Origin of the sequence: Paracoccus sp. (in: a-proteobacteria) (assembly GCF_030604785.1) — a bacterium.
Lineage (GTDB): Bacteria > Pseudomonadota > Alphaproteobacteria > Rhodobacterales > Rhodobacteraceae > Paracoccus.
Genome location: NZ_JAUVVF010000043.1, coordinates 1 through 25,984, shown reverse-complemented (window position 1 = coordinate 25,984; position 25,984 = coordinate 1). Strand labels below are relative to the sequence as shown.

The 25,984-nt window shown below is 68.0% G+C and carries 26 protein-coding genes, 1 tRNA gene and 1 pseudogene; 18 read left to right on the top strand and 10 right to left on the bottom strand.

Annotated elements, in window-relative coordinates:
• Nucleotides 1–615 precede the first annotated feature (615 nt).
• The 4 genes from QAR72_RS13240 to QAR72_RS13225 all read right to left on the bottom strand — a co-directional run bounded on the left by QAR72_RS13240 (nucleotide 616) and on the right by QAR72_RS13225 (nucleotide 3,567).
• Nucleotides 616–1,611, bottom strand: coding sequence for a hypothetical protein (locus QAR72_RS13240; protein ID WP_304617852.1), 996 nt, complete (start codon nucleotides 1,609–1,611; stop codon nucleotides 616–618).
• 159 nt (nucleotides 1,612–1,770) lie between these two features.
• Complete coding sequence (locus QAR72_RS13235; protein ID WP_304617851.1) at nucleotides 1,771–2,271, bottom strand: hypothetical protein; 501 nt, start codon at nucleotides 2,269–2,271, stop codon at nucleotides 1,771–1,773.
• A 2-nt stretch (nucleotides 2,272–2,273) separates the two neighbouring features.
• Nucleotides 2,274–2,921 (bottom strand): peptidoglycan recognition protein family protein, encoded by a 648-nt coding sequence (locus QAR72_RS13230; protein WP_304617850.1) that lies wholly within the window; start codon nucleotides 2,919–2,921, stop codon nucleotides 2,274–2,276.
• 70 nt (nucleotides 2,922–2,991) lie between these two features.
• The gene (locus tag QAR72_RS13225; RefSeq protein WP_304617849.1) at nucleotides 2,992–3,567 is read right to left on the bottom strand and encodes a hypothetical protein; all 576 of its coding nucleotides are present in this window, start codon (nucleotides 3,565–3,567) and stop codon (nucleotides 2,992–2,994) included.
• Between the two features lie 12 nt (nucleotides 3,568–3,579).
• Between QAR72_RS13225 and QAR72_RS13220 the strand changes: the two genes are divergently transcribed.
• From QAR72_RS13220 to QAR72_RS13200, 5 genes are all read left to right on the top strand, one after another.
• Nucleotides 3,580–4,239 carry a hypothetical protein gene (locus tag QAR72_RS13220; protein ID WP_304617848.1) on the top strand — a complete coding sequence of 220 codons (660 nt, stop codon included), beginning with the start codon at nucleotides 3,580–3,582 and terminating at the stop codon, nucleotides 4,237–4,239.
• A complete protein-coding gene (locus QAR72_RS13215; protein WP_304617847.1) occupies nucleotides 4,236–5,216 on the top strand; it encodes a hypothetical protein in 981 nt (326 codons plus the stop codon). Before QAR72_RS13220 ends, QAR72_RS13215 begins: the two co-directional genes overlap by 4 nt.
• 67 nt (nucleotides 5,217–5,283) lie before the next feature.
• Nucleotides 5,284–5,856: an MT-A70 family methyltransferase gene (locus tag QAR72_RS13210; protein WP_304617846.1), complete on the top strand. Its 573-nt coding sequence runs from the start codon at nucleotides 5,284–5,286 to the stop codon at nucleotides 5,854–5,856.
• Nucleotides 5,856–6,089, top strand: a complete 234-nt coding sequence (locus QAR72_RS13205; RefSeq protein ID WP_304617845.1) for a helix-turn-helix domain-containing protein — start codon at nucleotides 5,856–5,858, stop codon at nucleotides 6,087–6,089. Before QAR72_RS13210 ends, QAR72_RS13205 begins: the two co-directional genes overlap by 1 nt.
• Entirely contained in the window at nucleotides 6,086–7,150 is a 1,065-nt protein-coding gene (locus tag QAR72_RS13200) for a tyrosine-type recombinase/integrase (RefSeq protein ID WP_304617844.1), read from the top strand. Before QAR72_RS13205 ends, QAR72_RS13200 begins: the two co-directional genes overlap by 4 nt.
• Before the next feature lie 32 nt (nucleotides 7,151–7,182).
• On the opposite strand, the gene QAR72_RS13195 is transcribed toward QAR72_RS13200, so the two are convergent.
• Nucleotides 7,183–7,258: transfer RNA gene (locus QAR72_RS13195), tRNA-Ile, on the bottom strand.
• A 107-nt stretch (nucleotides 7,259–7,365) separates the two neighbouring features.
• Between QAR72_RS13195 and purM the strand changes: the two genes are divergently transcribed.
• Nucleotides 7,366–8,406: a phosphoribosylformylglycinamidine cyclo-ligase gene (purM, locus tag QAR72_RS13190; RefSeq protein ID WP_304617843.1), complete on the top strand. Its 1,041-nt coding sequence runs from the start codon at nucleotides 7,366–7,368 to the stop codon at nucleotides 8,404–8,406.
• Nucleotides 8,403–8,996: a phosphoribosylglycinamide formyltransferase gene (gene purN, locus QAR72_RS13185; protein ID WP_304617842.1), complete on the top strand. Its 594-nt coding sequence runs from the start codon at nucleotides 8,403–8,405 to the stop codon at nucleotides 8,994–8,996. The genes purM and purN overlap by 4 nt, the downstream gene beginning before the upstream one ends.
• Before the next feature lie 86 nt (nucleotides 8,997–9,082).
• Here purN and QAR72_RS13180 read toward each other — a convergent pair whose 3' ends face one another.
• Complete coding sequence (locus QAR72_RS13180) at nucleotides 9,083–10,009, bottom strand: class I fructose-bisphosphate aldolase (protein WP_304617841.1); 927 nt, start codon at nucleotides 10,007–10,009, stop codon at nucleotides 9,083–9,085.
• A 216-nt stretch (nucleotides 10,010–10,225) separates the two neighbouring features.
• On the opposite strand from QAR72_RS13180, the gene QAR72_RS13175 reads away from it, so the two are divergent.
• The gene (locus QAR72_RS13175) at nucleotides 10,226–10,750 is read left to right on the top strand and encodes a hypothetical protein (RefSeq protein WP_304617840.1); all 525 of its coding nucleotides are present in this window, start codon (nucleotides 10,226–10,228) and stop codon (nucleotides 10,748–10,750) included.
• Nucleotides 10,751–10,796: 46 nt separating this feature from the next.
• Here the strand turns inward: QAR72_RS13175 and QAR72_RS13170 are convergent, their stop codons facing one another.
• Nucleotides 10,797–11,999, bottom strand: a complete 1,203-nt coding sequence (locus QAR72_RS13170; protein WP_304617839.1) for a phosphoglycerate kinase — start codon at nucleotides 11,997–11,999, stop codon at nucleotides 10,797–10,799.
• 194 nt (nucleotides 12,000–12,193) lie between these two features.
• Between QAR72_RS13170 and QAR72_RS13165 the strand changes: the two genes are divergently transcribed.
• The 7 genes from QAR72_RS13165 to glmM all read left to right on the top strand — a co-directional run bounded on the left by QAR72_RS13165 (nucleotide 12,194) and on the right by glmM (nucleotide 20,089).
• The gene (locus tag QAR72_RS13165) at nucleotides 12,194–12,700 is read left to right on the top strand and encodes a peptidylprolyl isomerase (protein WP_304617838.1); all 507 of its coding nucleotides are present in this window, start codon (nucleotides 12,194–12,196) and stop codon (nucleotides 12,698–12,700) included.
• A complete protein-coding gene (locus QAR72_RS13160) occupies nucleotides 12,693–13,304 on the top strand; it encodes a peptidylprolyl isomerase (RefSeq protein ID WP_442953581.1) in 612 nt (203 codons plus the stop codon). Before QAR72_RS13165 ends, QAR72_RS13160 begins: the two co-directional genes overlap by 8 nt.
• 92 nt (nucleotides 13,305–13,396) lie before the next feature.
• Nucleotides 13,397–15,940, top strand: a complete 2,544-nt coding sequence (locus tag QAR72_RS13155) for a putative PEP-binding protein (RefSeq protein WP_304617837.1) — start codon at nucleotides 13,397–13,399, stop codon at nucleotides 15,938–15,940.
• 477 nt (nucleotides 15,941–16,417) lie between these two features.
• Nucleotides 16,418–16,885: a cell wall hydrolase gene (locus tag QAR72_RS13150; protein WP_304617836.1), complete on the top strand. Its 468-nt coding sequence runs from the start codon at nucleotides 16,418–16,420 to the stop codon at nucleotides 16,883–16,885.
• A gap of 54 nt (nucleotides 16,886–16,939) precedes the next feature.
• Nucleotides 16,940–17,752, top strand: a complete 813-nt coding sequence (locus tag QAR72_RS13145) for a dihydroneopterin aldolase (protein ID WP_304617835.1) — start codon at nucleotides 16,940–16,942, stop codon at nucleotides 17,750–17,752.
• 10 nt (nucleotides 17,753–17,762) lie between these two features.
• Nucleotides 17,763–18,749 carry a dihydropteroate synthase gene (gene folP, locus QAR72_RS13140; protein ID WP_304617834.1) on the top strand — a complete coding sequence of 329 codons (987 nt, stop codon included), beginning with the start codon at nucleotides 17,763–17,765 and terminating at the stop codon, nucleotides 18,747–18,749.
• Nucleotides 18,746–20,089 carry a phosphoglucosamine mutase gene (glmM, locus tag QAR72_RS13135; RefSeq protein WP_304617833.1) on the top strand — a complete coding sequence of 448 codons (1,344 nt, stop codon included), beginning with the start codon at nucleotides 18,746–18,748 and terminating at the stop codon, nucleotides 20,087–20,089. The genes folP and glmM overlap by 4 nt, the downstream gene beginning before the upstream one ends.
• 67 nt (nucleotides 20,090–20,156) lie before the next feature.
• Here the strand turns inward: glmM and QAR72_RS13130 are convergent, their stop codons facing one another.
• Together QAR72_RS13130 and dksA are read right to left on the bottom strand one after the other, a co-directional pair.
• Nucleotides 20,157–21,284 (bottom strand): FAD-dependent monooxygenase, encoded by a 1,128-nt coding sequence (locus tag QAR72_RS13130; RefSeq protein ID WP_304617832.1) that lies wholly within the window; start codon nucleotides 21,282–21,284, stop codon nucleotides 20,157–20,159.
• A gap of 42 nt (nucleotides 21,285–21,326) precedes the next feature.
• Complete coding sequence (gene dksA / locus QAR72_RS13125; RefSeq protein ID WP_304617831.1) at nucleotides 21,327–21,749, bottom strand: RNA polymerase-binding protein DksA; 423 nt, start codon at nucleotides 21,747–21,749, stop codon at nucleotides 21,327–21,329.
• A 172-nt stretch (nucleotides 21,750–21,921) separates the two neighbouring features.
• Here dksA and QAR72_RS13120 point away from each other — a divergent pair, with 172 nt between their 5' ends.
• Nucleotides 21,922–22,764, top strand: coding sequence for an AAA family ATPase (locus QAR72_RS13120; protein WP_304617830.1), 843 nt, complete (start codon nucleotides 21,922–21,924; stop codon nucleotides 22,762–22,764).
• Between the two features lie 130 nt (nucleotides 22,765–22,894).
• Nucleotides 22,895–24,181 carry an O-acetylhomoserine aminocarboxypropyltransferase/cysteine synthase family protein gene (locus tag QAR72_RS13115; protein ID WP_304617829.1) on the top strand — a complete coding sequence of 429 codons (1,287 nt, stop codon included), beginning with the start codon at nucleotides 22,895–22,897 and terminating at the stop codon, nucleotides 24,179–24,181.
• A gap of 48 nt (nucleotides 24,182–24,229) precedes the next feature.
• Here the strand turns inward: QAR72_RS13115 and QAR72_RS13110 are convergent, their stop codons facing one another.
• Nucleotides 24,230–25,000, bottom strand: a complete 771-nt coding sequence (locus QAR72_RS13110) for an SIMPL domain-containing protein (RefSeq protein WP_304617828.1) — start codon at nucleotides 24,998–25,000, stop codon at nucleotides 24,230–24,232.
• A gap of 200 nt (nucleotides 25,001–25,200) precedes the next feature.
• Here QAR72_RS13110 and QAR72_RS13105 point away from each other — a divergent pair.
• Nucleotides 25,201–25,984: pseudogene (locus QAR72_RS13105) on the top strand (hypothetical protein); the annotation flags it as partial.

Here is a 25,984-nt window from a genome sequence, read left to right as displayed (position 1 = left end):
GGAGGCTCGATCGAGGACTACAACGACAACCACCCGCACTCAGGGCTGAGAATGCGCTCGCCCCGCGAGTTCATCGCAGCCCAAACCGCAACCGCCTGAGTGTCCGGTGAAACGGGGGCAAGACCACACCCGCGCCTCTTTATGCGCGACTAGCTCGAGCGCCGCAGCGGCCGACCATGCGCGCACATACCCCGACTCGAGGTCACCATCGGTTTCGTCGGGGATGAAGTAGACGAAGATTTTCATGGCTCCATCTTCGCATCGCAAGGTTAACGTTCAGTAAACGCGCCCTGTGGTTGCCGCGCAGTCCTAGGCTACTCGCTCGGTCGCGGGCCTGGCAGGGACTTCCAGCCCACACGCACGTCAGGCGCGCCCAGGCGTCCGCAGCTGCTGCAGCGCATCCGCGCCAACGCCCTGTCAGATACCTCGCCGTAGGTCCCAGGTTCCCAGCTCGCCGGGATCTCGCTACGAAGCATCAGCACGGAATGCCCGCAGCGCAGGTCAGGTTCAGATAGTTCTCGCCGCCCATCGCATAATTCCCGTTTGCTATCTGAGGCGGGAACATAGTGCGAACACGCGCATGGAAGGAACCCTGCTTATGGCAGGCGCAGAGCTTCAGGCGCGCCGCGAGGCCATTATCTGCAGCTTATTGGAAAGCCTGCTGAACTTCTTCCGACCGGACACGCGATAGCAAAGATCGTACGCCGCTGCAGCTTTGTCGTAGTTCTTCATTGACGCGTTTGCCTCGGCCATCCTTTCCACCCACTGCACGTTGGGACCGTATCGCTCCGTCAGGTATTCCGACAGGCCGACGACCGCGCTCGGGAATCGCCCCTTGTGCTGGCCGATTTGCCGCATGCCCAGGTGGTAAAGGTGCAGCCCCAAGCGATGTCGGGCATCTCGATAGATCTGTCGTGCGGCATGCTTGTCGCCATTGATCAACATCTCCGTAGTGAACTGACGCATGACACCGGCAGTCTTGAGCCGAGACAGGACCATGTGACCAGAGAAGGCCAACGGCCAACGATCGATCTCCCCGCACCTTTCGCGGATCAGTGACACAAACGGCCGATCAATGTCGTGGAATGGATCGAAGAGAATTGAGCAATCAGTGTCCGGACGGGCCCAAGGCCTCAGCGGAATGATCATCCTGGCTTGCGCCTCGCGCGGGTGGCGAAGGACGTTGCGATACACCTGGTCGTCGTCTTCCGGCTGGTCCACCGCTTTGAGATCGGGCGGCGGCACGGGTCGAGGGGCGACAGCAACAACGCGGTTGGTCGGCAAGAACTGGGCAGCCAGCACGGCTCCCGTTGCGCCCATGCTCATGCCGAAGGTCGTCACGTCACAATCCGCGCCAAGCAACTCCTGAACGCGCGCACATGCCTCAGGCAGCTCTTCAGTCTGCCATCGATGATTGCGAAGCGACTGAAAGCCGATGAAGGACATGCCGCCAGCTTTTGCCAAGCTAGGGAAGACCGGCTTGGCCGGGGGCTTCGCGGCCCACTTGGTGAAGGTAACCAGCGCGCGGGAAGCGCCTCCACCAAAGTACTTTACCCGAATATCCTTGCCATCGAAAAGAGTCTGATACTGATGCTTTCGTTTTGATTTCACTGTCTAAAATCCGGGTCGTTTGAATGACCCGGGCTTTACAAACTCAAACCTGCATGCGTCAACATGATCACGGCATGTTTCCGCTAAAGCACTATTTGTCGCGACACTAAGTGTGGCGCCAGCGCCACCGCGCCCTCATGTAGCGCGGACGAAGCCGCCTCATCGGCCACCCGGCGCGCCAGCGCGGATCAGCGCCTGCGTCAGGTGATCCGGCGCCACCTTGGCGATCTGCTTGACCAGTTCGGCCTCGGCCATGTCCTGCAGGTGCTGGCGCGAGCCGATCTGATCGCGCTCGAGGCCGAATCGCCGCAGGCTGTCGGCCGCGCCCTCGTCCACATAGGGCAGCATCTGGCGGGCGGTGGCGCTGATCCGCTTGCCGATCGGCGTGTCCGCCGCCTGGTCCAGCACCCAGGTCAGCGCGAGCGCCGCGGCGCGCTCCATCGCGGTCTGGATGGTCGCACGGGCGCGGGCGTCCAGCTGCGCGCCGACCAGCTTGGCGATTACAGCGGCAATGGCCGAGGTCGCAGCCGTGGCGACAGCCGTGATGATCCAGGCCATCGCCTGATCCACGATGCCGGCCGAGGTCGTGGCCAGCGCGGTCAGCGGGGCCACGATCAGCGCAGCCGAGAGGCCCGCGAGAGCGGGGGTGATGCGTTTCATGGTCAGGCTCCTTTCAGCCAGGTGGAAACGTTGAAGCCGGGGCAGGCCTTGGCGGCATACTCGTTGTGGCCGCTGACCTTCCGGATGCGGGTGCGCAGACCGATCGCGGCGATCATCTGGCGCAGGGTGATGTCCTGCTGCGGGGTGAAGTGCTGCAGGAAGGCATCGCTCTCGGAAGAGCCGTGGCCGCCAAGCAGGCAGACCCCGAGCGTGCCTCGGTTCTTCACCGCGCCGGCATGGGCGCCGATGACGTTCTCAGCCCGGCCGGGCAGGACCTTGCCGTCGCGGTCGATGATCCAGTGGTAGCCGATGTCCTTCCAGTTCAGCGGCGCGCTCATGTGCCAGCGTCGGATCTCGGCCACCTTCTCCGCGATCGGAAGGCCGGCCATCCAGTCGGCACGCGTGGCCGCGCAGTGGACGATGATCTCGTCGACGGGATAGCGCGCGGCTCCCTGATAGATGACGGCCGAGCTGATCTCCGGCGGCGCGGGGGGAGGCGGCGCAGGGGCGAGCGCCGCTTTGCCGCCGGCGGCGAGCCAGCCTTCGGCCGCGGCTCGTGTCCGACCACCGAAGAGGCCGTCGATCGGGCCGGGCTGGTAGCCAAGCGCGTTCAGCCCGGTCTGGATGGACCGGATGGGTTCTCGGGTCATGCAGTTCTCCAAAGAAAAAGCCCCGCGCGATGGCGGGGTCGAGTTCAGGGCGGTCGAGGTGAGGGGCGGATCAGCCCCGGGGCAGCAGCGCGAATACGACCGGCCGGGTCTGGTCGAAGACGGTCTTGCCGCCGCAGTCGAATTCCAGGGAGAGGTAGACCGTCACTCGGCCGGGCTGGACCTGTGGTGGAACGTCGAGCGTCAGCCGCACGGCCATCTCAGATGCGCTGATCTGGCGCGCCGGACGGATGGCCGGGCCTGCGCTGGTGATGTTGGTCTCATCCTGAAAAATCGCCGTGCGATTCCGCAGTATGCAGGTCTCGCCCAGCCTCGTGCGGCGGACGACGAGGTTGAGCGTGATTGCCTCGCCGACGTAGACGGGTTCTCGCACATAGCTGAGGCCTTGCGCCTCGTGGATGACGCGGTCCTCGCCGGTGGCGCGTGCCAGCTCAGCCGCGATGCGGTCCAGCTGCGCAGCGATCAACTCAAGCTGCGCGGGACTTTGCCAGATGGCGATGATCCGGTCTCGGAAGGGGGCGACAATCAGCACAAATGTCGCGACAGCGATCATGATGATGGTGCGTGCCGCCCACTTCTTCGCCTCATCGGCAATGAAGGCCCAGAAATGCCGTGCCTTGTCGCTCATCGTCGCACCCACATGCCGATCCCTGCGGGCAGGATCAGTGCCACCGCCAGCCCCAGCCTGGCATGGTCCTGCGACCTCCTTGCGGCCGAGGACGGCAGCAACCGCCACATCAGGGGCGACGTGCGCGACATCCTGGCCGATGGCTGGGACCTGATGGCGGTGATGCACCCGCCCTGCACGCGCCTCTGTCGCTCTGGGCGCCGCTGGATGTCCGGGCCGGGCAAGTGGACGCCGCCCAAGCAGCTGCCGCGCGGGCGCAGCTGGGCCCACCTGCGCACCGAGTTCGAGGATGGCGTGGATCTGTTCATCGCCTGCTGGCGCGCACCGATCGAGCGCGTGGCGATCGAGAACCCCGAGATGAACGATCTCGCCCGCGACCGGATGCCCGCCGACCTGCCCGCGCCGCAGATCGTCCAGCCGTTCTGGTTCGGCGAACCGGCTTACAAGGCGACCGGCTTCTACCTGCGCGGCCTGCCGCCGCTGGTCGAGACAAACCGCCTGCCCGAGCCCGAGCAGGGCAGCGACGAATGGAAAGCTTGGAGCGCGATCCACCGCGCCCCGCCCGGCCCGGACCGCTGGAGGATCCGCAGCCGCACTTTCAAGGGCGTGGCCGAGGCCTGCGCCGACCAATGGGGCGGCCATGCCGCCGAAGCGATGGAGATGGACGCATGACCGAACGACTGACCGACGAGGCGCTTGGTCGCTTCAATCATCACCCCGATCCGGCAATCGACTTCTGCATTGAAGTCGAAACGCTGGAAAGCCGCTTGCATCAGGCTGAACTCGGCTTGTCAAAGCTCGGCACGCAGCCTGAGACAGTTCAAGCGGTTTATGCCGACATCTGCCGGGCGATGGACTTCATTGTCGGCGGCGATGCTGGCGCGGTTGATGCCAAGGCTGTTCTGCGCGATCTCGCGCGCCGCGCCGCTCCTGCCGCGACCGACGAGGCGCTGGCTGCGCAAATCGCAGACCAGATCGTCCCGGAGTATCGGGCAAAGGGTGCGGCCTACTCGTGCTCCAGCCATACAGCAAAGCGATGGTCAGCAGCCTACGATGCGGCCCTGCTGGCCCAACGCGCCGCCCTCTCGCAGCCCGCCCCGGCCCCGCAGCCTGCCGACGATCTGCGGGCGGCGGCGGTGAAGGCAGCATTTGCTGAATACGATTCGAAGCCCTCTCTGGATGATGGCGCGGACATACTGGGCCGCCGCTGCGCTGTCCGGGGGATGATGGTTCGGCTGGGGCTTTACGCGCAGTTTAATGCCGCCCTCTCGCATCCCGAGCCGCCCCAGGAGCCTACAAGCGACATGCGCGGGGCGCTGAAAGCCCACATCACCGCTGTCATCGAGGGCATCCGGCACCTCAGCGTCGATGACGCCGCCGACCTGCTGGCCGAGATCGCCGACGACTCGGCCGAGGATCGCAGCGAGGACCTGATCAATGGGGCGATCCTGGACGGCATCCGGTGGGGCTATGCCGCTGCAGTAGGTGTCGAGTTGGGCGGCGGGGCAATGCTGCGCGCGATCCTGCCCGGCGGCTGCGGCATCACTCACCAGTGGGCAGATCAAGCCGTGGCGCAGCCCCAGATCAAGGCCGTGCTGGAAGGGCTGCATCATGCGCGGGTCAGCGCCAGCAATGCCGGTGACGCATGACCGCCGAGGACATGGAGCGCATCCTGAACGAGGCCTTCGCGGCCGTCTGGCGCAAGCGGGGCGACAAGTGACCGCCCTGCACCAGTTCCACGCTCTGCGACCCTTCGGCGGCTTCGACCTGATCATGGCGGACCCGCCCTGGTCCTACGAAATGCGGTCCGAGAAGGGGCACGAGAAAAGCCCTCAATCGCACTACGACTGCATGTCGATCGACGACATCTGCGCGCTGCCCGTCTCGGCCTTGGCCGGGCCGAACTGCCTGCTGTGGCTCTGGTCGCTGAACACGATGCTGCCGCAGGCCCTGCGCGTGATCGACGCCTGGGGCTTTGAATACAAGACCGCCGGCCATTGGGTGAAGCTGACCAAGAACGGCAAGCTGAACATGGGCACAGGCTACATCCTGCGCGGCGCGGGCGAGCCCTTCCTGATCGCCACGCGCGGCGCCCCGAAGACCACCAAGGGCGTCCGGTCCGTCATCATGGGCCGGATCCGCGAGCACAGCCGCAAGCCAGAGGAGGCCTTCGCCGAGGCCGAGCGGCTGATGCCCGACGCACGCCGGATCGAGGTCTTCAGCCGCCAGCGCCGCCCCGGCTGGTCGAACTGGGGCAACGAGGCCGAGAAATTCGAGGAGGCGAGCTGATGCCACGCGCTGACCTGACCTTTGCCCCGCGCCTGCTGCCCGCGCCGCAGGCTGCGGCCTATCTGGGCGTCAGCGAGACGACCCTGCGCGGCCTCGACATCCCCCGCAAGCTGCTGGGCGGCAAGCGGCTCTATGACCGCCTCGCGCTTGACGAATACGCCTCGAGCCTGCCCAGTGAGGGTGAAGGCGGTTCAGACGAGGTGAAGCGGTGCGACGAGGCATTCGGGACATGAAGCTGCCGAGGGTCCATCGGGTCAGCAAAGGCGGGAAGGTCTATCGCTGGCACCGGCCCACGCGCACGAAGCTGCCCGACGATATCCCCGAGACCCACCCTGAATTCACCGCCGCCTGGGCGGCGGCCGAGGCCAGCGCCGGACAGCGCGCCCCGAAATTGCCCGCGGGCTCGATCGCCGCCGAGGCCGAGGCGATGCTGGCCAGCGCGGCGTTCAAGGCCTTCTCCAAGACCTACCGGCACGAGGTGCGGCGCGAATCCGACGCGATCCGGGCCAGCTATGGCACCGCACCCATCGCCGGGCTGCGCGAGCATCATATCGGGGCCGACCTCGCCAAGCTGCCTGCGCGGCAGGCCAATGCGCGGCTCAAGACGTGGCGGCTGATCTGCAAATCCGCGAAGGCGCGCGGGACGATCCGCACAGACCCGTCCGCAGGCTTGCGTAAGGCGCCGGTCGAGACGGCAGGCTACAGCCCGTGGTCGGCTGACGAGATCGAGGCCTTCCGCGCGCACTGGCCAATCGGCACCGTCCAGCGCGCCTGTTTCGAGCTGGTCTTCTGGACCGGTGCGCGCACGATCGACGCGGTGCAGCTCGGGCGCCAGCATGTCGGCCGCGACGGGCTGCTGGTCTTCCGGCAGAGCAAGACGGGCGGGCGGGCGCATGTGCCGTGGACCTCGCCCCTGCCCGCCTATGCCACGCCCTGGGTGGCCGAGCGCGACCAGATGCATGCGGCGCTGGCCTGCCTGTCGGGCGGCATGACCTTCCTGCAGACGGCTCGGGGCCGGTCCCGCAGCGTGAAGGGCCTGGGCAACATCATCAACGACGCGGCTCGCGAAGCTGAACTGACGGGTCGAACCGCCCACGGCCTGCGCAAGACGCGGCTGACGATGATCGCGGAAAATGGCGGATCAGCACATGCGATCATGGCTTGGGGCGGTCACAAGACGCTCGCCGAGGCGCAGCGCTACACCCAAGCGGCAGAGCTGAAGAGGCTGGTTTTGGGAACGGAACAGGACCAGAACGAAGTAAACCGGGCCGATATTCCTGTAAACCGCCGATAAATATCAGCATAAACAACGCTTTGCGCGGCGGATGGTAGGCCCGGAGGGACTTGAACCCCCAACCAAGGCGTTATGAGCGCCCTGCTCTGACCATTGAGCTACAGGCCCGCCAGCCATGCCGGGTTAATCCCGCAAGACTGGCGGGTCAAGCACCTCGGGCGTTGCCCCGCCGCCCTGCTTGGGCTATCGCGTGCGAAACTCAGCCGGGGGCCGCCATGACGAAGAATGGGATCAGCTATCGCGATGCAGGCGTCGATATCGACGCGGGGAATGCGCTGGTCGAACGCATCAAGCCGGCGGCCGCCGCGACGCAGCGCCCTGGCGTAATGGACGCGCTTGGCGGCTTCGGTGCGCTCTTTGACCTCAAGGCCGCGGGCTATGACGATCCGATCCTTGTCGCCGCGACCGACGGGGTGGGCACCAAGCTGCGCATTGGCATCGATACCGGCCATCTGGACGGGCTGGGGCAGGACCTCGTCGCCATGTGCGTCAACGATCTGGTCTGCCAAGGTGCCGAGCCGCTGTTCTTCCTGGACTATTTCGCCACCGGCAAGCTGTCGGTCGATGAGGGCGCCCGCGTCGTCGAAGGCATTGCGCGTGGCTGCAAGGCCGCAGGCTGTGCGTTGATCGGCGGCGAGACGGCCGAGATGCCGGGCATGTATCACGACGGAGATTTCGACCTGGCGGGCTTTGCCGTCGGCGCGATGAACCGCGGTGCGGCCCTGCCCTCGGGCGTGGCCGAGGGCGACGTGCTTCTGGGCCTCGCCTCGGACGGGGTGCATTCCAACGGCTATTCGCTGGTCCGCAAGGTGGCCGAACGCGCGGGGCTAGGCTGGGCGGACAAGGCGCCCTTTGCCGACACGACCCTGGGCGAGGCGCTGCTGGTGCCGACCCGGCTTTACGTCAAGCCCGCCCTGGCCGCGATCCGCGCGGGCGGCGTGCATGCGCTGGCCCATATCACCGGCGGCGGCCTGACCGAGAACCTGCCCCGCGTCCTGCCTGCCGATCTGGGCGCCGATATCGACCTTGGCGCCTGGTCGCTGCCGCCGGTCTTTGCCTGGCTGGCGCAGGCGGGCGGGATCGAACAGGCCGAGATGCTGAAGACCTTCAACAGCGGCATCGGCATGATCCTCGTCGTCAGCGCGGATCGCGCCGACGCACTGGCCGCGCTGCTGACCGAGGCGGGCGAGAGCGTGCATCGCATCGGCCATGTCACGCCGGGCGCAGGCATCCGCTATTCGGGCAAGATTGCGTGAAACGCGTCGCAATCATGATCTCGGGGGGCGGCTCGAACATGCTGCGCCTGATCGAGGACATGAAGGGCGCCCATCCCGCGCGCCCGGTCCTTGTCCTGTCGAATGATCCGCAGGCGGGCGGTCTTGCGCGTGCGCGCGAACTGGGCGTGCCGGTGGCAGCCGTCGATCACCGCGACTTTCCCCGCGACCGCGAGGGCTTCGAGCGCGCGATCCTCGGCCCCCTGCTGGCGGCCGAGCCCGACATCATCTGCCTTGCGGGCTTCATGCGGATCCTGACGTCGGGCTTCGTGCAGCGATTCGCGGGTCGGATGCTGAACATCCATCCCTCGCTTCTGCCGAAGTATCCGGGGCTGGACACCCATGCCCGCGCCATCGCGGCCGGCGATGCCGAGGCCGGGTGCAGCGTCCACGAGGTCATTCCCGAACTGGATGCCGGCCCGATCCTCGGGCAGGCCCGGGTGCCGATCCTGCCGGACGACGACGCGGCCAAGCTGGCCGCGCGCGTTCTGGTCGAGGAACACAAGCTCTATCCCGCCGTGCTGCGCCGCTTTGCCGCCGGGGACAGAAGCCCGGTCCTGACCGGTCCGTGAATGCGAAAACGCCCACCCCTTTCGGGGCGGGCGTTTCATTTCGGCGGCCGGGCCGCGCCCTTGGAAGCGACCCGTTCCCGATGCGATCAGGCACCCTTGTAGATGTCGACCAGCTTCTGCAGCATCTCCAGCGCATCCTCGCGCGAGCGCTGGAAGCTGTTGCGGCCGATGATCGAGCCGTTCCCGCCGCCGTCGCGGATCGCGCGGGCATCGTCATAGACCGCATCAGCGCCCTTGGCCGCGCCGCCCGAGAAGACCACGATGCGGCGGCCGTTGAAGCTGGCCTCCATGCAGTGGCGCACGCGGGCGGCTTGGCTGGCGATGTCGATGCCCTTGTCCTCATAGACCTTCTTGGCCTCGGGCAGCATCAGGTGATCGGTGGACAGCTTGATCTTGATGATATGCGCGCCGATCAGCGCCGCGATCTGGGCGGCATAGGCGGCGATATCGATGGCGGTCTCGCCGTCCTTGGTGATCGCCTCGCCGCGCGGATAGGACCAGATCACGGTCGCCACGCCCTTGGCGGCAGCTTCCTTGCGCATCTCGACGATCTCTTCGAACATGTCCAGCGCCATGTCCGAACCCGGATAGATCGTGAAGCCGATGGCCGCGCAGCCCAGGCGCAGCGCATCATCGACCGAGGCCGTGATCGCCTGGTTCTTGCCCGCCGTGCCCGACATCAGGCTGTTGGCGCTGTTGACCTTGAGGATCGTGGGGATCTGGCCCGCGAAGGTGTCGGCACCCGCCTCGATCATGCCCAGGGGGGCGGCATAGGCGTTCAGACCGGCATCGATGGCCAGCTGGTAATGATAATGCGGGTCATAGCCGGCCGGGTTCGGGGCGAAGGACCGCGCGGGGCCGTGTTCGAAGCCCTGATCGACGGGCAGGATGATCATCTTGCCGGTGCCCGCCAGCTTGCCGGTCATCAGCATCCGCGCAAGCTGCGCCTTCACGCCCGGCGTCTCGCCCTCGTAATTGGCCAGGATGCGGCGCACCGTGTCGGTCATCTGCATGAAACGTCTCCTCTGATGATGGCGGCTGGATAGCATGCGCCCGGCTTGCGGCAATGCTGGTTACGCTAACAGAATCAGAGGATTGCCCAATGTTGCGTGATTGCCCTGCGGCCGCGGCGCCATGTGATCGCTAAAGTCCTAATCATTCGGCGTTAGGAATATTCGCGATTTCTTAACATATCTGCGCTGAGGGCCATATTCGAGAAAGGAGATGTCATGTTCATGACCACCACCCTCGGCCATTACCAGTTGCCCCTGTTCGGCATCTCGTCATCGGCGCTGCAGACCGAGATCGGGGCGGATCAGCGTAGCCTGTTCCTGCGCCCGATCACCTCGGCCGGTTCGATGACCGAGCTGGCGGGAGCCGAGGTCGTTGCGGGCGTCGAGAAGGTCACGCCGCCGATGGAGTTCCGTAAATGGATGGAGGCGCTTTATCGCTACGAAAACGGCGCGCAGAAATCCGGCGATGCGGGTCAGTCCGGAGCATTCGTTCCGGCCGGTCCGGTCGGCGCGCAGGATGACGGGCCGGACCTTGCCGCGACCGGCAACCAAGAGCCGGGAGAACCCCAAGCCGCCCAGCCCGCCGGTGCCGATTCCGTCGCCACAGCGGCGCCCGAGCCTGCTTCGGAACCTGCCGCGCAGCCGCCAGCAGCAACGTCCCCCGACCCGTCAGGCGCGACGCAGCCTGCCGGATCGACGCAGCGGCCGGGCGGCCTGTTGGGCGGGATCATCCGCTTCTAGGGTCAGAGGGGGCGGGACGACGCCCTGCCCCCTCTGGTCTCGCGCCTCAGCGGCGCGCGGCTTCCAGCGCGGCGACGCCGGGCAGGACCTTGCCTTCCATCCATTCGAGGAAGGCGCCGCCCGCCGTCGAGATGAAGGTGAAGTCCCCGGCCACGCCCGCCTTGTTCAGCGCCGCGACCGTATCGCCGCCCCCGGCGACCGAGACCAGCGCCCCCGACATCGTCAGGTCCGCAGCGGATTTCGCGGCGGCATTGGTGGCGGCATCGAAAGGATCGATCTCGAAGGCGCCGAGCGGGCCGTTCCAGATCAGCGTCTTGCAGGCGGTCATGGCCTGACGCAGCGCCTCGACCGTGGCGGGACCGGCATCCAGGATCATCGCGTCGTCGGGGCATTCCGCGACCGGCAGGGTCTGGTTCTCGGCGCCCGCCTTGAATTCGCGCGCGACGACGATGTCCACGGGCAGGTGGATCTGGCAGCCGGTCGCCTCGGCCTTGTCCAGGATCGCGCGGGCCGTGTCGGCCATGTCGCGTTCGGCCAGCGACTTGCCGACCTCGACGCCCTGCGCCACCAGGAAGGTGTTGGCCATGCCGCCGCCGATCACCAGATGATCGACCTTGTCCACCAGGTTCATCAGCAGGTCCAGCTTGGTCGAAACCTTGGCCCCGCCAACCACAGCCATGACCGGGCGCTGCGGATTGCCGAGGGCCGCGTCCAGCGCCTTGAGCTCGGCCTCCATCAGGCGCCCGGCGCCCGCAGGCAGCAGCCGCGCCAAGGCCTCGGTCGAGGCATGCGCCCGGTGCGCGGCGGAAAAGGCGTCGTTGACATAGGCCCCGCCAAGCGCCGCCAGCGAGGCGGCAAAGGTCGCGTCGTTCTTTTCCTCGCCCGCATGGAAGCGCGTGTTCTCCAGCAGCGCCACATCACCCGGTTGCAGCGCGGCCACGGCGCGTTTCGCGGTGCCGCCGATGCAGTCATCGGCGAAGACGACGCTCTGGCCCAGGGCTGCCTCCAGCGCGGGGACGATCTGGCGCAGGCTCATCGCATCGACACGCTGGCCCTTGGGACGGTCGAAATGCGCCAGCAGGACCGGAATGCCGCCGGCGGCCTGGATGTCCTTGACCGTGGGGACGATCTTGTCGATCCGCGTCGTGTCGGTCACCTGGCCGTTCTCGACGGGGACGTTCACGTCCACGCGGGTCAGGACGACCTTACCGTGAAGTTCCATGTCGTCGATGGTGTTGAACTTGGCCATGTCGCATCCTTCCGGGCAATGGGGGGCGTTGTCGGATGGCTTGTCCCGCATGGCGGGCGGCGCGTCAACAGCGGCGAAAGCCTGCCGGGCGGCCGCAGACGGGGGGCGGCAAGCGGCCGCGTCACGGTTTCGCGCGTTGCCCTCGGGCGCTTCAACGCCTAGATCATGGGGCGAACCAGGCAAAGGAGGGCCGCATGGCCGAGATCAAGGACCCGGAAAACACCATCATCATCGAGCTGAAGGACGGACCCGTCGTCATCGAGCTGCTCAGCGATGTGGCGCCCAAACATGCCGCGCGGATGAAGGAGCTGGCCCGCGCCGGCGCCTATGACAACGTCGCCTTCCACCGCGTGATCGAGGGCTTCATGGCCCAGACCGGCGACGTGGCTCATGCCAACATGGAAAAGGACTTCGACATCCGCCGCGCCGGCACCGGCGGGTCGGACCTGCCGGACCTGCCGGCCGAATTCTCGAAGCTGCCGCATGATCGCGGCACGCTCGGCGCCGCGCGCTCGCAGAACCCCAACAGCGCGAACAGCCAGTTCTTCATCAACTTCAAGGACAACCATTTCCTGAACGGCCAATACACCGTCTATGGCCGCGTGATCGAGGGGATGGAGCATGTGGACAAGATCGCCCGCGGCGAGCCGCCCGCGAATCCCGACCGGATGATCAGCGTCAAGGTGGCCGCCGATGCGTAAGGTCGCCCTGATCCCCGCCGCCCTGGCCCTGACCGCCGGCATGGCGCTGGCCCAGACGAACCCCGAGGTCGAGGACGGCCCCGGCCCCAACCTGGTGATCGAGATCGCCGATGCCCAGGGCAATGCCAAGGGCACCATCGTTCTGGACCTGTTCGAGGACGTGGCCCCCGCCCACACCGAACGCCTGGTCGAACTGGCGCGTTCGGGCGCCTATGACGGCGTGGTCTTCCACCGCGTGATCGAGGGCTTCATGGCCCAGACCGGCGATGTCGAGAATGGCCGCCAAGGCGGCGACATCGCGATGGCGGGCACCGGCGGCTCGGACCTGCCGGACCTGCCGGCCGAGTTCAGCGACCGCCCCTTCCAGCGTGGCACGGTGGGCATGGCGCGCTCGATGGACCCGAACAGCGCCAACAGCCAGTTCTTCATCAATTTCGACCGCACGCCGTTCCTTGACGGGGAATACACCGTGGTCGGCCAGCTGGTCGACGGCTGGGAGGTTCTGGACCAGATCCGTCTGGGCGATCCGTCCCGCGCGGGCAACGGCCGGGTCGATTCGCCCGACTACATGGCCAGCGTCACGGTCGAGGAAAGCGCCGAGTAAACCAAGGTGCTGAAAAGACAGGAATGAGGGGGCTGCGGCCCCCTTATTTCGCAGTTGCGGCATGACCGGCCCCTTCGCTAGACTGTCGGGCCATGGACACGCGCATCACATCCGAGACCGCCTTGATCACCCCCTCTGCGGGGATCCTGCGCGCGCGCCACGGATGGCGGGCGAAATGCCTGCAGCGGCTGATCCGCATGGACCTTCCCGTGCCGCGCAGCTTTGCCCTGCCCTGCGAGACGGTCAGCGCCATCGCGGCGGGCCGCCCCCTGCCGGTCGAGGATCTGCGCAAGGTCTTCGAGGGCGGCAGCGGTCTGGTCAGCGTGCGCCCCTCGGCGGTCATGCCGGAATGGGGCGGGCCGGGGACTGTTCTGAACGTGGGCATCAACGACGCGCTTCATGCCGACCTGTGCGCGCGGATCGGCCGCGCCAATGCCGATGCAGTCTATCTGGCCTTCGTGCAATCCTACGCGATCAACATCGCGCGGCTTGATCCAGACATGTTCCATCACGAGGGGGACGGCGCGCTGAGCCGAGCCCTTGCCGCCTTTGAATCCGAGATGGACGAGCCCTTCCCCCAGGACCCCGCGCGCCAGCTGGCCGAGGTGCTGCGCTCGATGGCGCGGGCGTGGGACGGACCGACCGCGCGGCTTCTGCGTCAGGCCAAGGGCGCGCCCGCCGATGCGCCGCTCGGGCTGGTGATCCAGGACATGGCGCTGGCGCTCGGGCCGGGTCTCTGCGGCTCGGGCACGATCCAGTTCGCCGATCCGGTCACCGGCACGCCGCGCGTGACAGGCCGCTTCCGGGGGCAAAGCCACGGCACGGCGGTCGGCACGGGCGCCGAGACGCTGTATCTGACGCGCGACGAACGCGGCCCCTCGCTCGAGGATGTCTCGCCCGAGACCTTTGCCGATCTGATCCGCTTCGGCATCGCCGCCCGCGAGCGGCTGCGAGAGGAGATGCTGATCGAATTCGTCGTGACGGATGGCCGTGTCTCGGTCATCGACGCGACGCGGCTGGCGCGCAGCTCGCGCGCGGGCGTGCGGATCGCCGTCAGTCTGGCCCGCGACGGCGTGATCCCGCCCGAAGAGGCGCTGATGCGGGTCGAGCCCCGTGCGCTGGCCGATCTGCTGCACCATCAGGTCGATCCACGCGCGCCCCGCGACCTGATCACGCGCGGCATCAATGCCAGCCCCGGCGCCGCGACAGGCCGGATCGTGCTGACCGCCGCCGCCGCCCAGGCCGCCAATGCGCGCGGCGAGCCCTGCATCCTGGTGCGCCGCGAGACCGTCCCCGAGGATATCCGTGGCATGCATGCCTCGGTGGGCGTGCTGACCGAACGCGGCGGCACGACCAGCCATGCGGCCGTGATCGCGCGCGGCCTCGGCCTGCCCTGCATCGTGGGCGCGAACGGCATCCGCATTGATCTGCGCAACCGCACGCTGGTCGCGGGCGGCCGCGAATTGCGTGAGGGGGACGAGATCACCATCGACGGCAGCTCCGGCGAGGTTCTGGCCGGTGCCGCCGCCCTGCTGCCCCCGGCGCTGGACGACAATTTCACCCAGCTTCTGGCTTGGGCCGACGAGGCGGGCGGGATCGGCGTTCGCGCCAATGCCGACACGCCCGAGGACGCGCTGGTCGCCCGCCGCTTCGAGGCGCAGGGGATCGGCCTCTGCCGAACCGAGCACATGTTCTTTGACGGCGAACGCCTGCCCGCCATGCGCGAGATGATCTTTGCCGACAGCCCCGACGACCGGCGGCTGGCACTGGCGCGCATCCTGCCCATGCAGCGCGAGGATTTCACGCGCCTCTTCGAGATCATGGCCGGTCTGCCGGTGACGATCCGCCTGTTCGACCCGCCCCTGCACGAATTCTTGCCCCATGACCGCGAGGGGCTGCGCGAGCTGGCCGAATCGATGGACATGCCGCTGTCGGACGTGACCCGACGCGTCGAGGCGCTGTCTGAATTCAACCCGATGCTGGGCATGCGCGGTGTGCGGCTGGGCATCACCATGCCCGAAATCTACGACATGCAGGCCCGTGCCATCTTCGAGGCCACGGTCGAAGCCAGCCGCAAGGGCGATCCCGTCGTCCCCGAGATCATGATCCCCTTGGTCAGTGCCATGCGCGAGGTGGAGCTGGTCAAGACCCGGATCGACGCCGTCGCCTCGGCGGTGCGCAACGAAAGGCGGGCCGACTTCACCTACAAGCTGGGCGTGATGGTCGAGACGCCGCGCGCGGCCCTGCGGGCGGGTGACATCGCCGCGCATTCGGCCTTTCTGTCCTTCGGCACGAACGACCTGACGCAAATGACCTATGGCCTGTCGCGCGACGATGCCGGGCGCTTCATGGGCACCTACGTCAATCAGGGCGTGTATACCGAGGACCCCTTCCACGTTCTGGATCAGGACGGGGTCGGGGAATTGCTGCTGACCGGAGCGCAGCGCGCCCGCCGCCAGTCGCCGCACATCACAATTTCGGTCTGCGGCGAGCATGGCGGAAACCCCGAATCCATCGCCTTTTGCCACGATGCGGGCTTCGATTACGTGTCCTGCTCGCCCTTCCGCGTGCCGGTCGCGCGGCTGGCCGCTGCGCAATCCGCCATCAGGGGCCGGTTGACGGGCGATTTCGACTGATTCCCGCCTCAAGCGGCTGAAATTAGGTCCGAAACGGTCTGTTTCAGGCCGCAGACCGGCCAAAACCCGCCCTTTTGTCGCATCGACCTTGGCAGATTCCTGCCGGTTTCACGGGCAAAGGCCGCTTTGCGGCGGCTCACGGTGATGTGGGATGGCCCTCCCCTCCGAGAAGAACCTACTCAGACGCGGATGACGGCTCCGGGGCTCTGCTCGTTCCGGGGACGTGTTCACGACCTGTCAACAGGTTGACGATATACAGGACTGACCATGCCAAAGCTGCTTGACCGGCTGGCTTCCGCGTTCTTATGCGCTGCTGCCGCCTTGCCCCTAATGACAGACAACGCCGCCGCGGGGGGAAGCGGTTCTCTGTTCTCAGCCGATGCCGGGATCTTCGGAGCCTCTGCATCCACGACCATCGCCGCGATCCGACTCGAGGCCTCGGCCCGTTCCCCGCTCCTATACGCCAATAGCGACGCTGTGAAGGTGGAAACCACGCCGCCGGCCAATCCCGAGCAACTTTCTCTGGCCAGTGCCGGACCGGTCGCCACTCCGGTCTCGCAGGCCGATCTGGATTGCATGGCCGAGGCGCTTTACCACGAGGCGCGCGGCGAAGGCGCGCGCGGCCAGCAGGCCGTGGCCGAGGTGATCCTGAACCGCGTCGACAGCCGCGCCTTCCCCTCGTCGGTTTGCGGCGTGGTGCGCCAGCCCAGCCAGTTCAGCTATCGCAATCGCGGCGTTCCGCCGATGAACAACCGTGGCGCATATCAGCGCGCCCGCGCCATCGCCGAGGCCGCCCTGTCGGGCCAGCCCCGCACCCTGACCGGCGGCGCGACCTATTTCCACACGCCCTCGGTGCGCCCCGCCTGGTCGCGCCGGTTCGAGCGGACGACCCAGATCGGACGCCACATCTTCTACCGCGACAACACGCGGCTGGCCTCGAACTGAGGCTTCGGCGCGACGGGGCTTGCCGTGGCGCCGGATTTGCTGTGAATGGCGGGTATGGAACATCCCGACCGCATCTTTCTGCGCGATCACGTCGTTTCGGCCGAGATCGGCGCCTTCCAGTCCGAGCGCGGCTGCCAGCAGCGGCTGCGCTTCAACCTGTTCGTGGACCTGCGCCAGACGGTCAGCGGGGCCGACGACCATGTGGACGCCGTCCTGTCCTATGACGTGCTGACCCAGGCGGTCGCCACGGCCCTTGCCGATCAGCGCTACAACCTGGTCGAGACGCTGGCCGAACGCATCGCAGCCGAGGTTCTGGCCCATCCCCGCGCCGCCCGGATCGAGGTGACGGTCGAAAAGCTGGACCGTGGCCCCGGCGCGCTTGGCGTCTCGATCACGCGCGATGCCGCACGGGTCTCGGCCACCGGCACGGCGACGGCCGCGCGTGTCCTCGTCTGGCTGGCGCCCGCGCCCGGACGCGGCTCGCCGGCGATCCCGCGTCAGGGGGATGCCGCGATTATCGTGCCGGACGCGCCCGGCCTGCCACTGCCGCAGGGGGGCTGCCCGCGCCGGATCGCGCTTCTGGCGATGGATCAGGCCGCTTGGGCGCTGGCCGGTCTGACGGGGCTGGAGGTTGCGGCCACGCGGACCGAACTGGACGCCGCGATCCATGCCGGAATGCCGGTGGTCTGGGCGCCCGCGCGTCTGGGCGCCGACGCGCCCGAGGCCGGGCTGACGCCGGCGCAGCTTGGCTTCTGGCTGGCGCGGCGCCTCGATGCGCTGCGCGTCGATTTTGCCCTGCCGCCCGAATCCGGCCTGCCTCCGCTGCCCGAAGGCGTCGAGGCGCCGGTGGGCCGGATCACGGTCTGAGCCTGCCGCGATGCCGCAGGATTACTTCCGCCCGATCCCGCAAGCCCGGACGGGGCGCTGGCGCCTTGCAGGGGGCTGGGCCTTTTTCGACCGGTTCGAGCGCCTGCGCCGGGGAGCCGCCCCCGAGATCGTGGACGAGGCCCCGCCCGATGTCATCGCGGCCTTGACCGCGCCCCGCGCGCCGATCATGGCGCTGTCCATGGACCGGCCCCGGATCATGGGCATCGTCAACGCCACCCCCGACAGCTTTTCCGATGGCGGCCGCTATGATGCCGTGACCCATGCGCTGGATCTGGCCGGGGCCGGCGCGGACATTCTGGATATCGGCGGCGAATCCACCCGCCCCGGCGCCCGAGAGGTTCCCGCCGTCGACGAGACCGCGCGCATCCTGCCCGCCATCGCGGCGGCATCGGCGCTGGCCCCGGTCTCGGTCGACACCCGCAAGGCCGCCGTCGCCGGTCCCGCGCTTGAGGCGGGCGCGGGGATGGTCAACGATGTCTCGGGGCTGGATTTCGACGCGGCCTTGGCGCCGCTGGTCGCCGAACGCGGCGCGGCGCTGTGCGTCATGCACGCGCAGGGCCTGCCCGAGACGATGCAGGACGATCCGCGCTATGGCGACGTGGTGCTGGACGTCTATGACGCGCTGGCCGCACGGGTCGCGCGGGCCGAGGCCGCCGGCATCCCCCGCGCGCGGATCGTGATCGATCCCGGCATCGGCTTCGGCAAGACGCAGGCGCATAATCTTGCGATCCTGCGACGGATTTCGCTGTATCATGCCCTGGGCTGCCCGATCCTTCTGGGCGTGTCGCGCAAGCGCTTCATCGGGACGATCGGCGGAGCCGAGCGGGCCGAGGATCGCGGGCCCGGCACGCTGGCCCTGACCATGATGGCGCTGGAGCAGGGCGTGCAGATGCATCGCGTGCATGATGTGGCCGGTCATGTGCAGGCGCTGCGGCTCTGGGCCGCGATGAACAACGACGAAGGAGCAGGCGCATGAGCCGGAAACTCTTTGGCACCGACGGGGTGCGCGGGCAGGCGAACAGCCATCCGATGACCGCCGAGATGGCCTTGCGGCTGGGCGCGGCGGCGGGGCGCTATTTCCGCCGCGACGGGCGCAACCGCCACAGGGTCGTGATCGGCAAGGATACGCGGCTGTCGGGCTACATGCTGGAAAACGCGCTGACGGCGGGGCTGACCAGCACGGGCATGAATGTGCTGCTGCTGGGGCCGGTGCCCACGCCGGCGGTGGGGTTCCTGACGCGCTCGATGCGGGCGGATCTGGGGATCATGATCTCGGCCAGCCACAACCCGGCCGAGGATAACGGCATCAAGTTCTTCGGCCCCGACGGCTTCAAGCTGTCCGACGAGGCCGAGGCCGAGATCGAGACCATCGTTGCAGGCGAGATCCAGCCGGCCCAGCCCCGCAATATCGGCCGCGCGAGGCGGATCGAGGACGGGCGCGGGCGCTACATGGAATATGCCAAGACCACCCTGCCCGGCGGGCTGCGGCTGGACGGGCTGCGCGTGGTTCTGGATTGCGCGAATGGCGCGGCCTATCGCGCCGCCCCCGAAGTGCTGTGGGAACTGGGCGCCGACGTGATCCCCCTGGGCGTCAAGCCGGACGGGTTCAACATCAATGACGGCGTGGGCAGCACCCATCCCGAGGCCTGCGCTGCGGCCGTGCGCGAGCATGGCGCGGATCTGGGCATCAGCCTTGATGGCGATGCGGACCGGATGGTGATCGTGGACCAGCACGGCGCGGTGGCCGATGGCGACCAGATCATGGCGCTGCTGGCCGGGCGTTGGGCCGACCACGGCCGGCTGGCCCATGGCACGCTGGTCGCCACGGTGATGTCGAACCTTGGTCTGGAGCGATTCCTGAGCGGTCGCGGCCTGCGGCTGGAGCGCACGAAGGTCGGCGACCGCTATGTCGTCGAGCGGATGCGCGAGGGCGGCTTCAATCTGGGGGGCGAGCAATCGGGCCATATCGTGATGACCGACCATGCCACGACCGGCGACGGGCTGATGGCCGCGATGCAGGTTCTGGGTGCGATGGCCGAGACGGGAATTGATGCCGCAACGCTGGTTCGGCAATTCGATCCGGTGCCGCAGATGCTGAAGAATGTGCGTTATGCCGCAGGCGCCGATCCTTTGGCCGCCGATCCGGTGCGGCGCGTCATCGCGGATGCCGAGGCGCGGCTGGCCGGGTCGGGCCGCGTGCTGATCCGCCGGTCGGGGACCGAGCCCCTGATCCGGGTCATGGCCGAGGCCGAGAACGAGGCGACCTTGCGCGAGGTCGTCGAGGGGATCGTGGCGGCGGTCGAGTCCGCGGCCTGATCGCCCTGCCGAGGGCGCCGGGGGCCAGCCCCCGGACCCCCGGGATATTTGGGCCAAGACAAAGGGGTCAGGGGGTCTCGTTGGTCGGGTCGTGGTCGTAGAGCCAGTCGAAGCGTGACGGCATCAGATCGGGGGCCAGACGGCCGATACATCTCAGCGCGTGATGGCCGACGAGGCGGCGTGCGCCCGACAGGTGGTAGTTGCGGGCATTGGCATTGGCGGCTGCGACGATGCGGCGGCAGCGGGGTTCGCGCAGCGCCTGATAACGGGCGAGCGCCGTCGGCACATCGGCTTCGGCATCGAGGCAGCCGGCCACGGTCCAGGCATCCTCGATCGCCATGACGCCTCCCTGAGCGAGGAAGGGCAGCGTGGGATGGGCCGCGTCCCCGACCAGAGCGATGCGGCCGTCCTGCCAGATCCGCGCGACCTCGTGGCGGAAGAGGCCCCAGAGATGGGCGGTCTCGACCCGCTTCAGCCAGCCGGGGACCGCGCCGCCGATCGCGGCGAAGGCCTCGCGCAGGGCCTGCGGATCGCCGGGCTGGGACCAGCCCTCGTCCTGCCAGTCGCGCCGTTCCATCACGGCCACGATGTTTCGCAGCCCGTCGCCAAGGCGGTAGCTGACGAGATGCCGGCCCGGCGCCATGTAGAGCCGCGCGGTGGTGGGGCCGGTGCCCGGATCGGGAATGACCGCGCGCCAGGCGGTATGGCCGGTGAAGAACGGCACCTCGCGGCCGTTCAGCGCCTGACGGGTCAGGCTGTGCAGCCCGTCCGCGCCGATCACGAGGCCATCGGCCGGAATGGCCCCTGCGGGCTGGCCGAGTTTCAGCGTGACGCCCGCCTGCCCCGCGGCGCGGGCCAGGCATTCGATCAGCCGGGCACGGTGGATGACGCGGAAATCGGCATCGGGCCTGCGGGCCCGGAAATCCAGCCGGATGACGGGCCTTGCCCATTGGTCGTACAGCTCGACCGCACGGCTGGGCAGAGAGGCGGCGCGAACGGCGTCGCCCAGACCGAGCGCGTCGATGACGCGCATGCCGTTCGGGGAAAGCTGGATGCCGGCGCCGATCTCGGCCAGTTCGGCGGAGCGTTCGAGGATCGTGACCTCGGCGCCCCGCCGGGCAAGGGCGATGGCGGCGGTGAGGCCGCCGATCCCCGCGCCGATCACCGTGATCCTGCGCCCCGCCAGATGGCCCATGCCTGCCCCCCGTCGCAGCTGCCGCCAAGGGGCGGCTTTCGGTCAATCGTCGCGGTGGACGCGTTCCTTGCGTTCGTGACGCTCTTGCGCCTCGAGCGTCATGGTGGCGATGGGACGCGCGTCGAGGCGGCGCAGGCTGATCGGCTCGCCGGTCATCTCGCAATAGCCGTATTCGCCGGTCTCGATCCGGCGCAGGGCGGCGTCGATCTTGGAGACCAGCTTGCGCTGGCGGTCGCGGGTGCGCAATTCGATGGCGCGGTCGGTTTCCTCGCTGGCGCGGTCGGCCAGGTCGGGCACGGCGCGGGCGCTGTCTTGCAGGCCTTCCAGGGTCTCGGCCGAGAGGTCCAGCAATTCCTGTTTCCAGGCTTCCAGCTTGCGCCGGAAATATTCGAGCTGACGCTCGTTCATGAAGGGCTCGTCCTCGGCGGGACGATAGTCCTGGGGAAGGAAGGTCTGGGCTTTCATACGTCCTCCGGCGGCGCCGGGCGGATCAGAAATTCCGGCACCTTGCGCGCCCCCATAAAGTATGACGTGCTGCTTGTCACTAGGTTGGGGGTGGTGTTGATGCGTAATGTGCAATCCTGTTTCATTCGCGCCCGCGCCCCAAGCAGAACCCGGTCCGCAGAGGAGAGATTGGATGCAGTTTGCAGGCACCGCCCGCTATGTCGCCCCGCCGGAACTGGCCATGGCGGTGAATGCCGCCGTCACGCTGGAACGTCCGCTGCTGGTCAAAGGCGAGCCGGGCACCGGCAAGACCGAGCTGGCCCGCCAGGTCGCCGCCGGGCTGGGTCTGCCGCTGATCGAATGGCATGTCAAATCGACTACCCGCGCCCAGCAAGGGCTTTACGAATATGACGCTGTCAGCCGGTTGCGCGACAGCCAGCTGGGGGATGGGCGGGTCCATGATGTGGCCAATTACATCCGCAAGGGCAAGCTGTGGCAGGCCTTCGAGGCCGAGGGCAAGGTCGTGCTGCTGATCGACGAGGTGGACAAGGCCGATATCGAGTTTCCCAACGACCTGCTTCAGGAACTGGACCGGATGGAGTTCCATGTCTACGAGACCGGCGAGACCGTGCGTGCGCGTCACCGGCCCGTAGTCATCATCACCTCGAACAACGAGAAGGAGCTGCCCGACGCCTTCCTGCGCCGCTGCTTCTTCCACTTCATCCGCTTTCCGGATGCCGAGACCCTGCGCGCCATCGTCGAGGTGCATCATCCCGGCGTGAAGCCGCGTCTGCTGGACGAGGCCTTGCGGCAATTCGTCGAGCTGCGCGAGGTGCCGGGGCTGAAGAAGAAGCCCTCGACCAGCGAGTTCCTGGATTGGCTGAAGCTGATCCTGGCCGAGGATCTGGCGCCCGAGGATCTGGCCCGTGATCCGGCCACGATGCTGCCGCGCCTGCACGGGGCGCTGCTGAAGAACGAACAGGATGTGGCGCTGTTCGAGAAGCTGGCCTTCATGGCCCGGCGGCAAGGCCGCTAGGCAGGCGGCCCGGGCCTTGGCCCTGCCGCCTTCGGGGATCCTTCGCGGCGCGGGTAGCAGGCGGCTTTCGCCGTTGCCCCGGGGTGGGCTGGCGCATTAGGGTCGGACTGCTTGCCGCGAGGAGGACAGGATGAGCGACAGACAGGGTTTCGACACTTTGGCGATCCATGCGGGGGCCGCAGCCGATCCCGCGACGGGGGCGCGGCAGGTGCCGATCTACCAGACCACCGCCTATGCGTTCCGCGATGCCGACCACGCCGCGCGCCTCTTCAACCTGCAGGAGGTGGGCTACATCTATTCGCGGCTGACCAATCCGACCGTCTCGGCGCTGCAGGCACGGATCGCGGCGCTGGAGGGGGGCGCGGGCGCGGTCTGCTGCTCCTCGGGGCACGCGGCGCAGATCATGGCGCTGTTTCCGCTGATGGCGCCGGGGCGCAACATCGTCGCCTCGACGCGGCTTTACGGCGGCACGGTCACGCAGTTCAGCCAGACGATCCGGCGCTTCGGCTGGTCGGCCACCTTCGTCGATTTCGACGATCCCGACGCGCTGCGCGCCGCGATCAATGACGATACGCGGGCGATCTTCTGCGAGTCGATCAGCAATCCGGGCGGCTATGTCACCGACATCCCGGCGGTGGCCGCCATTGCCGACGCGGCGGGTATCCCGCTGATCGTGGACAACACGCTGGCCACGCCCTGGCTCTGCCGCCCGATCGAGATGGGCGCCACGCTGGTCGTGCACAGCCTGACGAAATACATGACCGGCAACGGCACCGTCACCGGCGGGGTCGTCGTGGATAGCGGCACGTTCGACTGGTCGGCCAGCGACAAGTTCCCCAGCCTGTCGGCCCCCGAACCCGCCTATCACGGGCTGGTCTTTCACCAGACCTTCGGCGCGCTGGCCTTCACCTTCCACAGCATCGCCGTCGGCCTGCGCGATCTGGGCATGACGATGAACCCGCAGGGCGCGCATTACACGCTGATGGGGATCGAGACGCTTGGCCTTCGGATGGAGCGTCACGTCGCCAATGCACGCGCCGTGGCCGAGTGGCTGGAAAAGGACCCGCGGGTCGAGCATGTGACCTATGCCGGGCTGGAAAGCTCGCCCTGGAATGCGACGGCGAAGCGGCTCTATCCGCGCGGGGCGGGGGCCTTGTTCACCTTTGCGGTGAAGGGCGGCTATGACGCCGCGGTCAAGGTCGTCGGTGCGCTGAAGCTTTTCAGCCATGTCGCCAATCTGGGCGATGCGCGGTCGCTGGTGATCCATTCGGCTTCGACCACGCATCGCCAGCTGACCGAGGCGCAGCAGCGTGCCGCAGGGGCCGCGCCCGAGATCCTGCGCCTGTCGGTGGGGATCGAGGATGTCGCGGATCTGATCGCGGATCTGGATCAGGCGCTGGCCGCCGCCACCGCCTGAACGAGTCGGGCGCGCGGAAGGGTTCGCGCGCCCCACTTCATTTCAGGCTCAGTCCTGCTGGGCTTCGGCGGGCATGCAGGCGCCGTCGCCGATCAGCGCGTATTCGATCTCGACGGCGGCCTCCATGCTCAGCTCGCCCGGCTGGACGGGGGTCGAGGCATCGGCCATCGCGGCCTCCATCCGCATCATCGGGCGCGGGCCCTCGTGGCCGCGCGGCTGGTCGCGCAGCGACAGGACGGGGCCAAGCGTCAGGCCGGCGGCCTCGGCCAGAACCTCGGCCTTGCGGCGGGCATCGGCCACCGCGTCGCGCCGCGCCTCGTCCACGGCTTCAAGGCCGTTCTCGCGGCTGAAATCGATGCCCCGGATCTCGTTCGCGCCGGCCTCGACGATGGCGTCCAGCACGCCGCCCAGCCCTGCAAGGTCGGTCACGCGGATCGCCACAATGTTGCTGGCCTGATAGCCGGTCACGCGCGGCGCCTGGCCGTCGCTGTAATCCATCAGCGGGCTGAGATTCAGCCCCGAGGTCTGGATGTCGGCATCGGCCAGCCCCGCGCCGCGCAGCGCCTCGATCACGGCGTTCTGCTGGCTGGCATTCTGGCGCATCGCCTCGGCGGCGCTGTCCGCCTGCGTCGTCACCCCCAGCTGGACCGTCGCCAGATCGGGCGCGATGCGGGCCTGCCCCTCGCCCGAGACGGAAAGCCGCGACGGGCCGTGATCGGCGCCGCAGACCAGCGCGGGCGACTGCGCCAGGGCCGGCGCGGCCATCAAGAGCACGAGCGCGGCACCCGACAGGGCGGACGGGCGGAAGAACTGCGACATGGATTATCCCTTTCTGGTCACAGGCAAGAATGGCGACACTCTGCCGCATTGCATCGGGGCAAGCCAATCACGGAACCGGGAAAAGCCATCACGGATGCGGCAGTTCCGCTTTCCCCATTGGTTGAATTAGGCTACTCATGAAAGACAGAAACGACGGTGCGTCCATCGAGGCGCCCCGCAGATGAGCAGCGAACCAGACGATGAACCAACACGCCGCCGCCCCCGAATTCGCCATGAGCTTCACGGAAGAGGCCGTGATGCTGGAAAAGCGCGAGGGGCGCGACTGGCGCCCTCTGGGGCAGGCGCGCTTTACCGGGGGCGATCTGGCCTTCGTGCTGAACGCCCTGCGCGACAAGGCGGGCGGACAGGCGGGCGAGCTGGACACCGTGCTGGTCATCCCCGACGACCAGATCCTCTACACCACGCTGACGGTGCCCTTCGGGTCGGACACCCAGGCCACGATCGCCCGCGCGCTGGAGGGGATGACCCCCTACCCCGCCGACGATCTGGCATTCGACTGGTGCCCCGCTGCCAATGGCGACATCGAGACCCTTCGCGTGGCCGCGGTGACGCGCCGCACCCTGGACGAGGCCGAGGAATTCGCGCGCGCCCAGGGCTTTCGACCCTCGGGCTTTCAGGCGCGTCCGGGCGATGACCGGTTCGACGGCTGCCCCGATTTCGGCCCCTCGCGGCTGGCGGCGGAACAGTTCGACCGCCGCCCCTTCAGCACGCCCGATCTGACGCAGGCGCGCATCACCGCCCCGGTGATCGAGCTGACGGACGAACCGGCTCCGGTTGCAGTGACGATCTCGCGCGTGACGCCGCATGTCGCGCTGCCCGCCCCGGCGCCCCGCCCCTCTGCTGCGCCCGCCGCCGCCGCGCCCGCCGAGACGAGCGCCGAAGCCCGCACGCCGCCGGTGATCCGCCACGGGCAGAAGGATGCGGCCCTGTCGCCGCGCGCGCGCGCGGTGCACGAGCGCGCGG

Excerpts from the sequence above, each read along its gene's own strand:
- QAR72_RS13110 (WP_304617828.1), bottom strand. The coding sequence starts at position 25,000 with ATGTCGCAGTTCTTCCGCCCGTCCGCCCTGTCGGGTGCCGCGCTCGTG.
- QAR72_RS13165 (WP_304617838.1), top strand. The coding sequence starts at position 12,194 with ATGGCCGAGATCAAGGACCCGGAAAACACCATCATCATCGAGCTGAAG.
- purM (WP_304617843.1), top strand. The coding sequence starts at position 7,366 with ATGACGAAGAATGGGATCAGCTATCGCGATGCAGGCGTCGATATCGAC.
- QAR72_RS13200 (WP_304617844.1), top strand. The coding sequence starts at position 6,086 with ATGAAGCTGCCGAGGGTCCATCGGGTCAGCAAAGGCGGGAAGGTCTAT.
- glmM (WP_304617833.1), top strand. The coding sequence starts at position 18,746 with ATGAGCCGGAAACTCTTTGGCACCGACGGGGTGCGCGGGCAGGCGAAC.
- QAR72_RS13180 (WP_304617841.1), bottom strand. The coding sequence starts at position 10,009 with ATGCAGATGACCGACACGGTGCGCCGCATCCTGGCCAATTACGAGGGC.
- QAR72_RS13225 (WP_304617849.1), bottom strand. The coding sequence starts at position 3,567 with ATGAGCGACAAGGCACGGCATTTCTGGGCCTTCATTGCCGATGAGGCG.
- QAR72_RS13205 (WP_304617845.1), top strand. The coding sequence starts at position 5,856 with ATGCCACGCGCTGACCTGACCTTTGCCCCGCGCCTGCTGCCCGCGCCG.
- QAR72_RS13220 (WP_304617848.1), top strand. The coding sequence starts at position 3,580 with ATGCCGATCCCTGCGGGCAGGATCAGTGCCACCGCCAGCCCCAGCCTG.
- QAR72_RS13130 (WP_304617832.1), bottom strand. The coding sequence starts at position 21,284 with ATGGGCCATCTGGCGGGGCGCAGGATCACGGTGATCGGCGCGGGGATC.
- QAR72_RS13175 (WP_304617840.1), top strand. The coding sequence starts at position 10,226 with ATGTTCATGACCACCACCCTCGGCCATTACCAGTTGCCCCTGTTCGGC.
- QAR72_RS13115 (WP_304617829.1), top strand. The coding sequence starts at position 22,895 with ATGAGCGACAGACAGGGTTTCGACACTTTGGCGATCCATGCGGGGGCC.
- QAR72_RS13155 (WP_304617837.1), top strand. The coding sequence starts at position 13,397 with ATGGACACGCGCATCACATCCGAGACCGCCTTGATCACCCCCTCTGCG.
- folP (WP_304617834.1), top strand. The coding sequence starts at position 17,763 with ATGCCGCAGGATTACTTCCGCCCGATCCCGCAAGCCCGGACGGGGCGC.
- QAR72_RS13145 (WP_304617835.1), top strand. The coding sequence starts at position 16,940 with ATGGAACATCCCGACCGCATCTTTCTGCGCGATCACGTCGTTTCGGCC.
- QAR72_RS13215 (WP_304617847.1), top strand. The coding sequence starts at position 4,236 with ATGACCGAACGACTGACCGACGAGGCGCTTGGTCGCTTCAATCATCAC.
- QAR72_RS13160 (WP_442953581.1), top strand. The coding sequence starts at position 12,693 with ATGCGTAAGGTCGCCCTGATCCCCGCCGCCCTGGCCCTGACCGCCGGC.
- QAR72_RS13120 (WP_304617830.1), top strand. The coding sequence starts at position 21,922 with ATGCAGTTTGCAGGCACCGCCCGCTATGTCGCCCCGCCGGAACTGGCC.
- QAR72_RS13230 (WP_304617850.1), bottom strand. The coding sequence starts at position 2,921 with ATGACCCGAGAACCCATCCGGTCCATCCAGACCGGGCTGAACGCGCTT.
- QAR72_RS13235 (WP_304617851.1), bottom strand. The coding sequence starts at position 2,271 with ATGAAACGCATCACCCCCGCTCTCGCGGGCCTCTCGGCTGCGCTGATC.
- dksA (WP_304617831.1), bottom strand. The coding sequence starts at position 21,749 with ATGAAAGCCCAGACCTTCCTTCCCCAGGACTATCGTCCCGCCGAGGAC.
- QAR72_RS13170 (WP_304617839.1), bottom strand. The coding sequence starts at position 11,999 with ATGGCCAAGTTCAACACCATCGACGACATGGAACTTCACGGTAAGGTC.